This window comes from Pseudomonas sp. GW821-FHT01E05, from assembly GCF_059422425.1.
Genome location: NZ_JBWKWW010000012.1, coordinates 110,940 through 125,002 on the forward strand (window position 1 = coordinate 110,940; position 14,063 = coordinate 125,002).

At 58.3% G+C, this 14,063-nt stretch carries 15 protein-coding genes; 12 read left to right on the forward strand and 3 right to left on the reverse strand.

Annotated elements, in window-relative coordinates; translation table 11 throughout:
* Window positions 1-304: 304 nt before the first annotated feature.
* The 6 genes from AC07W5_RS24135 to AC07W5_RS24160 all read left to right on the forward strand — a co-directional run bounded on the left by AC07W5_RS24135 (window position 305) and on the right by AC07W5_RS24160 (window position 5,374).
* The gene (locus AC07W5_RS24135; protein ID WP_495024468.1) at window positions 305-1,291 is read left to right on the forward strand and encodes an ABC transporter substrate-binding protein; all 987 of its coding nucleotides are present in this window, start codon (window positions 305-307) and stop codon (window positions 1,289-1,291) included.
* Window positions 1,292-1,300: 9 nt separating this feature from the next.
* On the forward strand, window positions 1,301-2,104 hold the full coding sequence (locus tag AC07W5_RS24140; RefSeq protein ID WP_495024469.1) for an ABC transporter permease: 804 nt from the start codon (window positions 1,301-1,303) through the stop codon (window positions 2,102-2,104).
* Entirely contained in the window at window positions 2,092-2,928 is an 837-nt protein-coding gene (locus tag AC07W5_RS24145) for an ABC transporter ATP-binding protein (protein WP_495024470.1), read from the forward strand. Before AC07W5_RS24140 ends, AC07W5_RS24145 begins: the two co-directional genes overlap by 13 nt.
* A 264-nt stretch (window positions 2,929-3,192) precedes the next feature.
* Window positions 3,193-3,693: a methylated-DNA--[protein]-cysteine S-methyltransferase gene (locus AC07W5_RS24150; RefSeq protein WP_495024471.1), complete on the forward strand. Its 501-nt coding sequence runs from the start codon at window positions 3,193-3,195 to the stop codon at window positions 3,691-3,693.
* A gap of 174 nt (window positions 3,694-3,867) precedes the next feature.
* Window positions 3,868-4,509, forward strand: a complete 642-nt coding sequence (locus AC07W5_RS24155) for an MBL fold metallo-hydrolase (protein ID WP_495011173.1) — start codon at window positions 3,868-3,870, stop codon at window positions 4,507-4,509.
* Between the two features lie 115 nt (window positions 4,510-4,624).
* The gene (locus AC07W5_RS24160; RefSeq protein WP_495024472.1) at window positions 4,625-5,374 is read left to right on the forward strand and encodes a YiaD family glycine zipper/OmpA-like lipoprotein; all 750 of its coding nucleotides are present in this window, start codon (window positions 4,625-4,627) and stop codon (window positions 5,372-5,374) included.
* Between the two features lie 77 nt (window positions 5,375-5,451).
* Here AC07W5_RS24160 and AC07W5_RS24165 read toward each other — a convergent pair whose 3' ends face one another.
* Window positions 5,452-5,886: a Z-ring associated ZapG family protein gene (locus tag AC07W5_RS24165; RefSeq protein WP_494991844.1), complete on the reverse strand. Its 435-nt coding sequence runs from the start codon at window positions 5,884-5,886 to the stop codon at window positions 5,452-5,454.
* A 146-nt stretch (window positions 5,887-6,032) separates the two neighbouring features.
* Here AC07W5_RS24165 and AC07W5_RS24170 point away from each other — a divergent pair, with 146 nt between their 5' ends.
* From AC07W5_RS24170 to zapE, 3 genes are all read left to right on the forward strand, one after another.
* The gene (locus AC07W5_RS24170; RefSeq protein WP_494991845.1) at window positions 6,033-6,662 is read left to right on the forward strand and encodes an alpha/beta hydrolase; all 630 of its coding nucleotides are present in this window, start codon (window positions 6,033-6,035) and stop codon (window positions 6,660-6,662) included.
* 24 nt (window positions 6,663-6,686) lie between these two features.
* Window positions 6,687-8,042, forward strand: coding sequence for a tryptophan--tRNA ligase (locus AC07W5_RS24175; RefSeq protein ID WP_495024473.1), 1,356 nt, complete (start codon window positions 6,687-6,689; stop codon window positions 8,040-8,042).
* Between the two features lie 89 nt (window positions 8,043-8,131).
* On the forward strand, window positions 8,132-9,226 hold the full coding sequence (gene zapE / locus AC07W5_RS24180; protein WP_494991847.1) for a cell division protein ZapE: 1,095 nt from the start codon (window positions 8,132-8,134) through the stop codon (window positions 9,224-9,226).
* A 114-nt stretch (window positions 9,227-9,340) separates the two neighbouring features.
* Here zapE and AC07W5_RS24185 read toward each other — a convergent pair whose 3' ends face one another.
* Window positions 9,341-10,237: a GlxA family transcriptional regulator gene (locus AC07W5_RS24185; RefSeq protein ID WP_494992138.1), complete on the reverse strand. Its 897-nt coding sequence runs from the start codon at window positions 10,235-10,237 to the stop codon at window positions 9,341-9,343.
* A gap of 243 nt (window positions 10,238-10,480) precedes the next feature.
* Between AC07W5_RS24185 and AC07W5_RS24190 the strand changes: the two genes are divergently transcribed.
* Window positions 10,481-11,617, forward strand: coding sequence for an acyl-CoA dehydrogenase family protein (locus AC07W5_RS24190; protein ID WP_495024474.1), 1,137 nt, complete (start codon window positions 10,481-10,483; stop codon window positions 11,615-11,617).
* 123 nt (window positions 11,618-11,740) lie between these two features.
* Here the strand turns inward: AC07W5_RS24190 and AC07W5_RS24195 are convergent, their stop codons facing one another.
* A complete protein-coding gene (locus AC07W5_RS24195; protein WP_494991849.1) occupies window positions 11,741-12,781 on the reverse strand; it encodes an NADP(H)-dependent aldo-keto reductase in 1,041 nt (346 codons plus the stop codon).
* 245 nt (window positions 12,782-13,026) lie between these two features.
* Here AC07W5_RS24195 and rplM point away from each other — a divergent pair, with 245 nt between their 5' ends.
* Complete coding sequence (gene rplM / locus AC07W5_RS24200; RefSeq protein ID WP_494991850.1) at window positions 13,027-13,455, forward strand: 50S ribosomal protein L13; 429 nt, start codon at window positions 13,027-13,029, stop codon at window positions 13,453-13,455.
* 14 nt (window positions 13,456-13,469) lie between these two features.
* Window positions 13,470-13,862 carry a 30S ribosomal protein S9 gene (gene rpsI, locus AC07W5_RS24205; RefSeq protein ID WP_002555064.1) on the forward strand — a complete coding sequence of 131 codons (393 nt, stop codon included), beginning with the start codon at window positions 13,470-13,472 and terminating at the stop codon, window positions 13,860-13,862.
* Window positions 13,863-14,063: the final 201 nt, after the last annotated feature.

A 14,063-nucleotide genomic window follows, 5' to 3' on the forward strand; every position in this document is an offset into this window, starting at 1 on the left:
CCTTATGATTGATCGTTCCCACGCAGAGCGTGGGAACGATCTTCTTTTCCCCAAACCGCACTCACCCCGGCGCCCCCGCCCACGGCGCCCTTTTGCAGTGCGCGCTACCGAGGTTTTTCATCGTTCCCGGCGACATATTTCCTCGTTTTCCTATCCCCGGGCTTGGGCCAACATCGACCACGCCAGTCAGCCGAACGCTGACCACTTCAAGGTCCAGACAGAGACCGCACGTTGCACCTGTTCAAGGCCGCTGGCCGTACTGCCCCGCAAGACAAAACTAAATCAATAGCTGTGGGAGTGCTTCATGATCAAGTCCTTGCTAATCCGTTTCGCCCATCCCCTGGCGATCACCGCCATCGCCACCTGCGTCGCCACCAGCGCCCAGGCCGGCACCCTGTCCATCGGCCATACCACCTGGGTCGGCTATGGCACCCTCTACCTCGCTCAGGACCTGGGCTACTTCAAGGAGAATGGCCTGACGGTCGAACTGCCAGTCGTTGAAGAGGCTTCGATGTACATGGCCGCTCAAGCTTCGGGTCAGCTGTCCGGCTCGGCTTCGACCATCGACGAAGTACTCAAGTACCGTCCGCAGTTCTGCTTCAAAGCGGTGGCGGCGCTGGATGAAAGCCATGGTGGCGACGGTGTGCTGGTCGGCAAGGACGTCAAGAATTTGCAGGAGCTCAAAGGCAAGGCCATCGCCGTGAACGAAGGCTCGGTGTCGCAGTTCTGGCTGTCGTACCTGCTGAAAAAGAACGGCATGAAAATGAGCGACCTGATCGTTCAGAACATGACTGCTGATGACGCTGCCACCGCGTTCATCGCTGGCCGAGTACCGGCTGCCGTGACCTGGGAACCCCATCTGTCGATGGTCCGTGACAAGCAACAAGGCAAGGTGCTGATCGACAGCAGTTCCACCCCCGGCGTCATTGTCGATGTGGTAGCGCTCAACTGCGCGGTCATTGAAAAGCAACCGCAAGACGTCAAAGCGTTGGTCGCCGGTTTATACAAAGCTGTGCAGTACACCCAGGAACATCCCGAAGAGGCCTACAAAATCATGGCCAAGGGTGTCGGCGGTTACCTGTCTGATCCCAAAGAACTGGCTGCCGCCGCCAAGGGCGTGCGCTTCTACGATCAGACTATGAGCGAGAAGCTTCTCGGCTCGCTGGGCAAACCGGGCGACAGCGCGGCGCTGATCAAACTGGCCAACGAAACTGCCAGCGAACTTCAGGGCAAACCCTACAACGTCAGTAATGACGACCTCGTGGACAACCGCTTCGTCACCCCGTTCTAGGAGGTCAGCATGTTCAAGCGAAATTCATGGTTGAGCCGCTGCGTCACGCCCAAGACCGGTCTGCCGGCGCAAGTGATCTTGAGTGCCAGCGCCATGGCCTGGGTGTTGTTGATCGGGTTATGGGCGGGACTGTCTTACGGCGGCGTGGTGCCGGGCATGTTTCTGCCGACCCCGGGGGCGGTGCTGGACGCCGCGCTGCGTCTGGGGCGCGACGGCACACTGGGGGTGCATGTGTGGGCCAGCCTGGAAGTGGTGATGGTGGGCTTCATCGTTTCGTCGCTGGTGGCAGTGCCCTTGGGTTTGCTGATGGGCAGCTTCCGTATCGTCCAAGCGTTCCTCGAACCGATGGTCAACTTCATTCGCTACCTGCCGGTGACCTCCTTTGTGCCGCTGTTCATCCTGTGGATCGGCATCGGCCTGGAGCAGCGGGTCTCGGTGATCATATTCGGGGTGTTCTTCCAGCAGCTGGTGATGATTGCTGATGTGTCAAAAGGCATATCGAAGGACCTGATCAATGCCTCCTACACCCTCGGTTCGAGCCGTCGCGATGCAGTGTTGCATGTCATCGCTCCGGCCTCGCTGCCGGGTGTGCTCGATACCCTGCGGGTCACCATGGGCTGGGCCTGGACCTATCTGGTCGTCGCCGAACTGGTGGCGGCCTCCAGTGGCCTGGGTTACCTGAGCCTGAAAGCCATGCGCGGCTTTCAAGTGGATGTGATCTTTCTCGCCATTGCGATCATCGGCCTGTTGGGCCTGATCACCGATCAACTGTTCCGCTTCCTTCGTCTGAGGATCGCCGCATGGGCTCAGTAACCGCTGCCAATCATCGCTTCGTCACCCCCGCTGCCACCCCGGTACAGGCCGCGCCACGGTTGCAAGTGGACAAGGTCAGCCTGCGCTACCAGAAGCCCGACGGCGGCATCTTCACCGCGCTGGAAAAGGTCTCGTTTGAAGTGCCGGACCAGCAATTCGCGGTGCTGGTGGGGCCGTCGGGCTGCGGCAAATCCAGCCTGCTGTACCTGACGGCCGGCCTGGCCGAACCCACGGAGGGGGAGATCTACGTGGGTGGTCAGCAAGTCGAAGGCCCCGGCGCCGATCGCGGCATGGTGTTCCAGAGCTACACCTTGTTCCCGTGGCTGACGGTGCGGCAAAACGTCGAATTTGGCCTCAAACGTCGCGGCATGCCCGCTGTCCAGCGCAAGGAAATCGTCGACTACTACGTGAACGAAGTCGGCCTGACGAGCTTCGCCGACAACTATGCCAAGCAACTCTCCGGCGGCATGATGCAGCGCGTAGCTATCGCCCGCGCCCTGGCCAACGACCCGCAAATCCTGCTGATGGACGAACCCTTCGGTGCCCTCGACAGCCAGACCCGCTTGCAAATGCAGCAACTGTTGCTGCGGGTGTGGGGCAACAGCAAAAAGACCGTGCTGTTTGTCACCCACGACATCGACGAAGCCATCCTCCTGGGCGACCGGGTGTACGTCATGGGCGCAAAGCCCGGGCGAATCAAAAAAATCCTCGACGTACCCATCGACCGCCCGCGCACCCTGGACATGGTCATGGAGCGCTCGTTCATCGAAATGAAACGCGAGATATTCGGCTTGCTGCATGATGAGCTTGAGGAAGCGCACTGATCGGCTGCCCGCCAAGTACACGCATTGATCGTTCCCACGCTCTGCGTGGGAATGCCTCTGGGGACGCTCCGCGTCCCGTGACGCAAAGCGTCACAGCTGCATACCCACGCGGCAGCATGGGAACAATCATCAAATTCAACCGCAAGAAACGTAGTTCTTGCGGTTGAACCACAAATTATTGTGAATACGTCCTCTGACAAAGATGAACGATCGCCTTCACCGTCCAGCGACGTCTGAAGTGCCTGTCGGATCAAGGAGTCACCCATGTCGTACGTATTCAAACTGATGAACTCGCCCGTCGGCACACTCACCCTGGTGGCCAAGGGCAACAAACTCTGCGCCATCCTCTGGGAGAACGACAAACCCAACCGGGTTCGCTTCACCACCCTGCAAGAAGATATCCACAGCCCGGTGTTGCTGGAGGCCGAGCGCCAACTCAACGAGTACTTCGCGGGCAACCGCAGCCGCTTTGAGCTGGAGCTAGACTTTGCCGGCACTGACTTCCAGCAAAAGGTCTGGCAAGCGTTGCTGACCATCCCGTTCGGCGAAACCCGCAGTTACAGTCAAATCGCCGTGCAAATCGGCAATCCAAAGGCAGTTCGAGCGGTTGGCGCTGCAAATGGAAGAAACCCGATCTCAATTGTCGCGCCTTGCCATCGCGTCATCGGTGCATCGGGTGCTCTCACGGGATTTGCAGGTGGGCTCGGAGCCAAAAAGTTTCTGCTTACATTGGAAGGTGAAGACAGGTTTGAGCTCGCACTTTGACTGTTCAGCCTCTTCGCGGGCAAGCCTCGCTCCTACGAGTATCAGACGGTCCCACAATTCTGGCCCGACGCAAATCTCATGTAGGAGCGAGGCTTGCCCGCGAAGACTCTGGATCAGGCAACTCATCTTTTGTGCCAGAATCGCCCCCATCACTGATTTCCGAGCATGCCCCCGATGTCCCAGCCCCCCGCCCTTATCCGCGAAACCTTCCCCGTCGGCCCGTTGCAGTGCAACTGCACGATCATCGGCGACCCGATCACGAAAAAGGCTATCGTCGTCGATCCGGGTGGCAATCATGAGTTGATCCTGGCACGGCTCGATGCGTTGGGCCTGAAGGTGGTGAGCATTATCCATACCCACGCCCATCTCGATCATTTCCTCGCCTCCGGTCAATTGAAGGAAAAAACCGGCGCCACCTTGCATCTGCATAAAGAGGATCAGTTCCTCTGGGACAACCTGGAGATGCAGTGCAGCATGTTCGGCGTGCCCTACACGCCAGTCCCGTCGCCGGATCGCTGGTTGGCGGATGACGAAGAGCTGGCCTGTGGCTGCGGCGTGGCGCTGCACACGCCCGGACATACGCCAGGTTCCATGAGCTTTTGGTTTTCTGAGGCTAAGCTGCTGATTGCCGGTGACACGCTGTTTCGTCGCGGGGTGGGGCGTACGGACTTGTGGGGCGGCGATCAGGCGACCATCGTGCGCTCGATCAAGCAGCGTCTGTATACCCTGGACGAGGAGGCGACGGTGGTTGCCGGGCATGGTCCCGATACCCGTCTGGGTGATGAAATGCGGGAAAACCCTTTTGTGCGAGCCTGATTTTCTGGCGTGGACAGGCTTACGGAATTTTTACCGTCGGTCGTGTTCCAACGCCAGCACGGGTCTATTGCCAACGTCCGTTGCACCACAGAATGCAAAAAAGTAGGAGCTTTCCATGTTCACCTCGCGTCGTTTGATTATTGTCGCTACTGCCGTGGCCTTGTTGTCTGGCTGTGCGAACCAGAACCCGTATGACAACCAGGGTCAGGCCGACAGCTCCACAGGCTCCACGGGCATGAGCAAAACTGCCAAATACGGTGGTTTGGGAGCCTTGGCCGGTGCGCTGGCCGGTGCTGCCATCGACCACAATAACCGTGGCAAGGGCGCGCTGATTGGCGCCGCCGTGGTGGGTGCATCCGCCGCCGGCTATGGTTACTACGCGGATCAGCAGGAAAAGAAACTGCGTGCCAGCATGGCCAACACCGGTGTAGAAGTGCAGCGCCAGGGTGATCAGATCAAGCTGATCATGCCGGGCAACATCACCTTCGGCACCGATTCGGCGAACATCGCCCCGAGCTTTTATCAGCCGCTGAACAACCTGGCCGGCTCCCTCAAGGAGTTCAACCAGAATCAGATCGAGATCGTGGGTTACACCGACAGCACCGGCGGCCGTCAGCACAACATGGACTTGTCGCAGCGTCGCGCTCAAAGCGTAGCAACCTACCTGACGTCCCAGGGTGTCAGCGGTGCCAACCTGTCGGCTCGCGGTGCCGGTCCGGATGGCCCGATCGCCAGCAACGCCGACGTCAACGGCCGTGCCCAGAACCGTCGGGTAGAGGTCAACCTCAAACCGATTCCTGGTCAGCAGTATCAGCAGCAAGGTCAGCAGCAAGGTCAGCAGCAAGGCCAGCAATATCAGCAATAAGCCCTGACGCTCAGGTACAAAAAAGCCCGCCCGATCTTCAATAGATCGGGCGGGCTTTTTTTACGCTTGAACCCTGATTATTTCTTCAGGCCGTAATGCTCATCGAGCATGCCGGGAGCGTTCGGCGATTTTGGCGCGTAATCTTTCGGCGCTTCCTGGCTGCGCGGTGGTGTCAGACGTTCCCGTGGCGCTTGTACCGAATCGGCGTGCAGAGCGGCCAGCAAGCGTTGGCGAGTCAGTTCGTCCAGGGCCAGACGGTTGGCGCCCTCGGCGAGATGCTCTTGTACGTCCTGATAGCTCTGAGTGAGCTTCTGTACCAAAGCTGCGGTGCTGTTGAAGTGGGTGACCACTTCATTTTGATAACTGTCAAAACGTTCCTGAATATCATCCAGCTGACGCTGCGTGCGGTTAGGCGCGGCATTGGGCAGCAGGCGAGCGACCAGGAATCCAATGACGACACCGGCAACCAGGGCAAGAGTCGGCAACAACCAAACTAAGAGCGAGTGTTCCACGAGTCCTTCCTCTATAAACGGCTTTGCTTTACGTTAACGGCTCGGACCTGCGCTGTATACCGCGACGAGATCGCAATCATGCCAGGCACAGACTTTTAGCTAGACGAGTCGACCCAATTCGAGGTCACGGAGTTCCTTCCTTGCTTATGCGCGAAACCCCTGTATTTATCGATGGCCCGGTTGGTCAATTGGAAGCCTTGCACCTGGATCAGCCCGACGCCCGTGGCCTGGCACTGATCTGTCACCCGAATCCGGTGCAGGGTGGCACCATGCTCAATAAAGTTGTTTCGACCCTGCAGCGCACCGCGCGTGATGCTGGCTTGATCACCCTGCGCTTCAACTATCGTGGCGTTGGCGCCAGCGCTGGCAGCCATGACATGGGCTGCGGTGAAGTCGATGATGCACTGGCGGCGGCACAATGGTTTCGGGCCCGGCATCCTGAGCTGCCCATCACCCTGTTCGGTTTTTCCTTCGGCGGTTTCGTCGCGGCCAGCCTTGGTGGTCGCCTGGAAGCCAAGGGTGAAACACTGGCTCACTTGTTCATGGTCGCGCCTGCGGTCATGCGTCTGGGCGATCAGGATCAGTTGCCGCAAAACTGTCCGCTGACCCTGATTCAGCCAGAAACCGACGAAGTGATCGATCCGCAACTGGTCTACGACTGGTCCGATGCCCTTGATCGTCCCCATGAGCTGCTGAAAGTGGCAGAATGCGGACACTTTTTTCACGGCAAGCTGACGGACCTCAAAGATCTGATACTGCCGCGCCTTTCGAATTGATTGCAGTCTGACAAGCGATTACCCATGACTACTCGTACGCGTATCCTCACCGGCATCACCACCACCGGCACGCCGCACCTGGGCAACTATGCCGGGGCCATCCGTCCGGCGATCGTTGCCAGCCGCGACAGCAATGCCGATTCGTTCTACTTCCTGGCCGACTACCACGCCCTGATCAAATGCGATGACCCGCTGCGCATCCAGCGCTCGCGTCTGGAAATCGCCGCGACCTGGCTGGCCGGTGGTCTGGATGTGGATCGGGTAACGTTCTATCGCCAGTCCGATATCCCGGAAATCCCTGAGCTGACCTGGCTGCTGACCTGCGTCGCGGCCAAGGGCCTGCTCAACCGCGCCCACGCCTACAAGGCCTCGGTGGACAAAAACGTCGAAACCGGTGAAGACCCGGATGCCGGTATCACCATGGGCTTGTACAGCTACCCGGTGCTGATGGCGGCGGACATTCTGATGTTCAACGCACACAAGGTGCCGGTCGGTCGCGATCAGATCCAGCACGTAGAAATGGCTCGCGACATCGGCCAGCGCTTCAACCACCTGTTCGGCCAGGGCAAAGAATTTTTCACCATGCCCGAGGCACTGATCGAAGAGAGCGTGGCCACACTGCCAGGTCTCGACGGCCGGAAGATGTCCAAAAGCTACGACAACACCATACCGTTGTTCAGCAGCGTCAAGGAAATGAAGGACGCCATTTCGCGGATCGTCACCGACTCCCGCGCCCCCGGTGAAGCCAAAGACCCGGACAACTCGCACCTGTTCACCTTGTTCCAGGCCTTCGCCACGCCGGCGCAGTCCGACGAATTTCGCAGCGAACTGCTGCAGGGGCTGGGTTGGGGTGAAGCAAAAAATCGTCTGTTCCAACTGCTCGACAACGAGCTGGGCGAATCCCGCGAGCGCTATTACCAGTTGATCGAGCGTCCGGCGGATCTGGAAGACATCCTCCAGGCCGGTGCCAGGAAGGCGCGCGCCATTGCGATGCCATTCCTCAATGAGCTGCGTGAAGCGGTTGGCCTGCGTTCTTTCGTCAATCAGGTGCAAGTCACCACGACCACCAAGAAGAAAGCTGCGAAAGCCGCGCGCTTCGTCAGTTTTCGTGAAGACGACGGCAGTTTCCGCTTCCGTCTGCTGGCGGCTGATGGTGAGCAACTGCTGCTGTCGCGCAACTTTGCCGACGGTAAGGCAGCAGGCGCAGTGACCAAGCAACTGCAAGCCGGTCAGGCACTGGACCTGCGTAGCGACAACCTGAGCTTCAGTATCTGGCTGGAAGGCGAGTGCGTGGCAGACAGCCCGACCTTCGCTGACAGCGCTGCTCGCGATGCTGCCATCGACGCCTTGCGGGTTGCTCTGACACCTGCGCAGGACTAATCGGAGGTCTGCCCGACTAAGGGTTGATTGCCATTCTCAAGGGCCGTCGCTACAGTGACGGCCCGTTTTTGTTGCCTTGCTAACGAATTATGAACCCCCTAGAACGATATCAAGCTGATCTGAAACGCCCGGAATTTTTCCATGATGCCGCCCAGGAAACTGCGGTACGTCATTTGCAACGCCTGTACGACGATCTGGTCGCGGCTTCGCATAGCAAGCCGGGCCTGTTCGGTAAACTGTTTGGCAAAAAAGATCAGGCGCCGGTCAAGGGGCTGTACTTCTGGGGTGGCGTCGGCCGCGGCAAGACCTATCTGGTCGATACCTTCTTCGAAGCCCTGCCGTTCAAGGAAAAGGTCCGCACTCACTTCCACCGCTTCATGAAGCGCGTGCACGAAGAGATGAAGACCCTCAGCGGCGAGAAAAACCCGCTGACCATCATCGCCAAGCGCTTCTCCGACGAAGCACGGGTGATCTGTTTCGATGAGTTCTTCGTTTCCGACATCACCGACGCCATGATTCTTGGCACGTTGATGGAAGAGCTGTTCAAGAATGGTGTAACGCTTGTTGCCACCTCGAACATCGTCCCGGACGGTCTGTACAAAGATGGTCTGCAACGTGCGCGCTTCTTGCCGGCTATCGCCCTGATCAAGCAGAACACCGATATCGTCAACGTCGACAGCGGCGTCGATTATCGCCTGCGTCATCTCGAACAGGCCGAGCTGTTCCACTACCCGCTGGACAAAGCGGCCAACGAAAGCCTGCGCAAGAGCTTCCGTGCCCTGACTCCGGAGTGCACTCAGGCCGTCGAAAACGATGTGCTGATGATTGAAAACCGCGAAATCCGTGCCTTGCGTACCTGCGATGACGTGGCCTGGTTCGACTTCCGCGAACTCTGCGACGGCCCTCGCAGCCAGAACGACTACATCGAGCTGGGCAAGATCTTCCACGCCGTGCTGCTCAGTGGCGTCGAGCAGATGACCGTCACCACCGACGACATCGCCCGACGCTTCATCAACATGGTCGACGAGTTCTACGACCGTAACGTCAAGCTGATCATCTCCGCTGAAGTCGAGCTCAAGGACCTCTACACCGGCGGTCGCTTGAACTTCGAGTTCCAGCGCACCCTCAGCCGTTTGCTGGAAATGCAGTCCCACGAATTTCTGTCGCGGGCGCACAAGCCGTAGGACGTTTCCGAAAATAAAAAAGGGCCTGCATTGCAGGCCCTTTTTTGTGCTGTGCGTCGCTCCAACTGATCGTTCCCACACAGAGCGTGGGAACGATCAGCTTGTTGGCTGGTGCTATGCCGCCTGCTGAAACTGCTGCCGATACTGATTCGGCGACAGCTCGGTGTGCTGGCGGAACAATCGAGCGAAGAAGCTGGCATCGTCATAGCCGACTTCATAGCTGATGGTCTTGATGCTTTTGCGGCTGGCCGAGAGCAGGCCCTTGGCGGTTTCGATGCGCAGGCGTTGCAGGTAGTGCAGCGGCTTGTCGCCGGTGGCGGTCTGGAAACGGCGCATGAAGTTGCGGATGCTCATCCCGTGTTCGCGGGCGACGTCCTCGAAGCGGAACTTGTCGGCGAAGTGTTCTTCGAGCCAGTGCTGGATCTGCAGGATGATCACGTCCTGGTGCAGTTTCTGCCCGCCGAAACCGATTCGGCCGGGGGCGTAGCTGCGTTGCACTTCGTAGAGAATGTCCCGGGCCACGGCCTGGGCGACGTTGGCGCCGCAGAAGCGCTCGATCAGGTAGATATAAAGGTCGCAGGCCGACGTGGTGCCGCCAGCGCAGTACAGGTTGTCGGCGTCGGTCAGGTGCTTGTCCTGATTGAGCTGGACCTTTGGGAAGCGTTCGCTGAAGGCATTGAAGAAGCGCCAGTAGGTGGTCGCTTCCTTGCCGTCGAGCAAGCCGGCTTCGGCAAGCCAGAACACTCCAGTGGCTTCGCCGCAGAGCACGGCACCGCGTGCGTGTTGTTCGCGCAGCCATGGCATCACTTGTGGATAACGCTGGCAGAGCGTTTCGAAGTCGTCCCAGAAGGCCGGGAGGATGATCACGTCGGTATTTTCCAGGCCGCCGTCCACCGGCAAAATCACATCGCTGAAGCTACACACCGATTGTCCATCGGGGCTGACCAGACGGGTTTCGAATGCCGGGGTCAGGCCGTGGCCGAGTTGTTTGCCATAACGCAGGCTGGCCAGATGGAAGAAATCCTTGGCTTGCATGAGGGTTGACGCAAAAACCCGATCAATAGCCAGGATGCTGACACGCCGCAGGGGCGTGGAGAGTTGGATAGACATAATTCAATTATTCTTATAGGGGAAAGTGGTCACCAAACGGCTGGATCGTCTTATTTTTTGTCGGATGTGTCCAGTGTCCTGTGATGGATAGGCGGCATAGGCTCTGTGAGTCAATCCCGGCTAACAATAATTACAGGTGTGTGCATGATCCCCAGAACCTTGTTCAGTTCCGAGCACGAACTCTTTCGCGACAGCGTACGTACCTTTCTCGAAAAAGAGGCTGTTCCGTTCCATGCGCAGTGGGAAAAGCAGGGGTACATCGATCGCAAACTGTGGAACAAGGCGGGGGAGGCGGGGATGCTCTGCTCGCATCTGCCGGAACAATACGGTGGGCTGGGAGCTGACTTCCTCTATAGCGCAGTGGTGATCGAAGAGGTTGGTCGTCTCGGGTTGACCGGCATCGGCTTTTCGCTGCATTCGGACATCGTTGCTCCGTACATCCTGCATTACGGCAGTGAAGCCTTGAAGCACAAATACCTGCCAAAACTGGTTTCCGGCGAAATGGTCACGGCCATTGCCATGACCGAGCCAGGCGCCGGTTCCGACCTGCAAGGGGTGAAGACTACCGCGGTGCTGGACGGTGACGAGTACGTGATCAATGGCTCGAAAACGTTCATCACCAATGGGTTTCTTGCCGATCTGGTGATTGTCGTGGCCAAGACCGACCCCAAGGCCGGAGCCAAAGGTACCAGTCTATTCCTGGTGGAGGCGCAGACCCCGGGCTTCGCCAAGGGCAAGCGTCTGGAAAAGGTCGGCATGAAGGCCCAGGATACCTCGGAGCTGTTCTTCCAGGACGTGCGCGTACCCAAGGAGAACCTGTTGGGGCAGGCCGGGATGGGCTTCGCCTATCTGATGCAGGAGTTGCCCCAGGAGCGCCTGACGGTTGCCATAGGCGGTCTGGCGTCGGCCGAGGCGGCGTTGCAGTGGACCCTGGAATACACTCGCGAGCGCAAGGCATTCGGCAAGGCGATCGCCGATTTTCAGAACACCCGCTTCAAGCTGGCTGAGATGGCCACTGAAATACAGATCGGCCGGGTCTTCGTCGACCGCTGCCTGGAGCTGCACCTGCAAGGCAAGCTGGACGTGCCGACGGCGGCGATGGCCAAGTACTGGGGCACTGACCTGCAATGCAAAGTGCTCGACGAATGCGTGCAGTTGCATGGCGGTTACGGCTTCATGTGGGAATACCCTATCGCTCGCGCCTGGGCGGATGCGCGCGTGCAGCGGATCTATGCGGGGACCAACGAGATCATGAAAGAGATTATTGCGCGGTCTTTGTAACGATCATTCCCACGCTCCGCGTGGGAATGCATCCCGTGACGCTCTGCGTCACATTCAGAAGTGGACGCGGAGCATCCATGGCGGCATTCCCACGCGGAGCGTGGGAACGATCAGTGCTGAAAATTATGGCGCCGGGTTAGGGTGATCCTTGTGAATCGCCTCAATCCCTGCCAGGACTTCATCCGACAGCTTCAAATCGACACTGGCGATGTTGCTGTCCAGTTGCTCAAGGGTGGTGGCGCCAATGATGTTGCTGGTCACGAACGGCTGCTGGGTCACATACGCCAGGGCCATTTGCGCCGGATCCAGGCCGTGTTCGCGAGCCAGGGCGACATAACGGCTGCAAGCGGCTTCCGACTGTGGATTGAAGTAGCGGCTGAAGCGGCTGTAAAGGCTCAAGCGACCTTTGGCCGGGCGTGCCCCGCCTTCATACTTGCCAGAGAGGAAGCCGAACGCCAGCGGCGAATAAGCCAACAGCCCGCACTGTTCGCGGATGGCGATTTCCGCCAGGCCCACTTCAAAGCTGCGGTTGAGCAGGTTGTACGGGTTCTGGATCGACACCGCTCGCGGCCAGCCGCGGCTTTCGGCCAGCGCAAGGAATTTCATTGCGCCCCACGGGGTTTCGTTGGACAGGCCAATATGGCGGATCTTGCCAGCCTTGACCTGCTCGTCCAGCGCTTCAAGGATTTCCTCCAATGGGGTGAAGTCTTCATTGGCCTTGTGCTTGTAGCCCAGTTGACCGAAGAAGTTGGTGCTGCGCTCGGGCCAGTGCAATTGATAAAGGTCGATCCAGTCGGTCTGCAAGCGCTTGAGGCTGGCATCCAGCGCTTCAACGATGTGCTTGCGGTTGTGCTTGAGCTGGCCGCCGCGAATGTAGTCGATTCCGTTGCCGGGGCCGGCGATCTTGCTGGCGAGCACCCAGTCGGCACGATCGCCGCGAGTCTTGAACCAGTTGCCGATATAACGCTCGGTGCTGGCATAGGTTTCGGCTTTTGGCGGCACCGGGTACATCTCGGCGGTGTCGATGAAATTGATCCCGGCACTCTTGGCCCGTTCGATCTGGGCAAAGGCCTCAGACTCGCTGTTTTGCTCGCCCCAGGTCATGGTCCCGAGACAGATGGCGCTCACATTCAGATCGGTTCGGCCTAGCTTGCGATAATCCATCGGGTGCTCCTTGGGCAAAACAATCATAAAAGCAGGTTGAAAATCTTTTCGCAATCTGCATAATTACGCACCTCTTTCTGCAGTGGAAGTGATGCGCCGCCGCCGAAGAATCTTGCCGTTGAACGGACGCGCCGACCCGAGCCCCCGAAAGCGTCTGTATCCGGCTGCCTTTGACTTGTCAAAGTACGCACTATTCAGTAAGATCCGCCGTCTAATTTACAGGGCGGCCCCTGAGGCTATAAAGAATGAAAACTTTTACTGCTAAACCGGAAACAGTAAAGCGCGACTGGTTTGTCGTCGACGCTGCTGGTCAGACCCTGGGTCGTCTGGCCACCGAAATCGCGAGCCGTCTGCGTGGCAAGCACAAGCCTGAGTACACTCCTCACGTTGACACTGGCGACTACATCGTCGTTATCAACGCCGAGCAGATCCGTGTTACCGGTGCTAAAACCACTGACAAAATGTACTACTCCCACTCCGGTTTCCCGGGCGGCATCAAGTCGATCAACTTTGAAAAACTGATCGCCAAGGCCCCTGAGCGCGTGATCGAGACCGCGGTCAAAGGCATGCTGCCGAAGAACCCGCTGGGTCGCGACATGTACCGTAAGCTGAAAGTCTATGCGGGCGCTGTACACCCTCATACTGCTCAGCAGCCCCAAGAACTGAAGATTTAACGGAATAGTTCATTATGTCGGCGACTCAAAATTACGGCACTGGCCGTCGCAAGACCGCAACCGCACGCGTTTTCCTGCGTCCGGGCACTGGTAACATCTCCATCAACAACCGTTCCCTGGATAATTTCTTCGGTCGCGAAACTGCCCGCATGGTAGTTCGTCAGCCGCTGGAATTGACTGAGACTGTCGAGAAATTCGACATCTACGTCACCGTGATCGGTGGTGGTGTGAGTGGTCAAGCTGGCGCAATCCGCCACGGTATCACTCGCGCTCTGATGCAGTACGACGAAACTCTGCGTGGTGCTCTGCGCAAAGCCGGTTTCGTTACTCGCGATGCACGTGAAGTTGAACGTAAGAAAGTTGGTCTGCGTAAAGCGCGTAAGCGTCCGCAGTACTCGAAGCGTTAATTCGCTTTTGCGTTCAAAAGCGCCCAGTTTCCTCACGGAGCTGGGCGTTTTTTATGGGCGATGTTTTTTAGTGTGACAACTTGCCACATCCGTAGACCCCCTATACTACAAGGCTTGCCGCTGGGGCAGGATGGTAATTACCTTGTCAGAATAGGGGCTTTTCTTTACCATTCTGCAAAATTTTTATAAGTTCAGATTTTT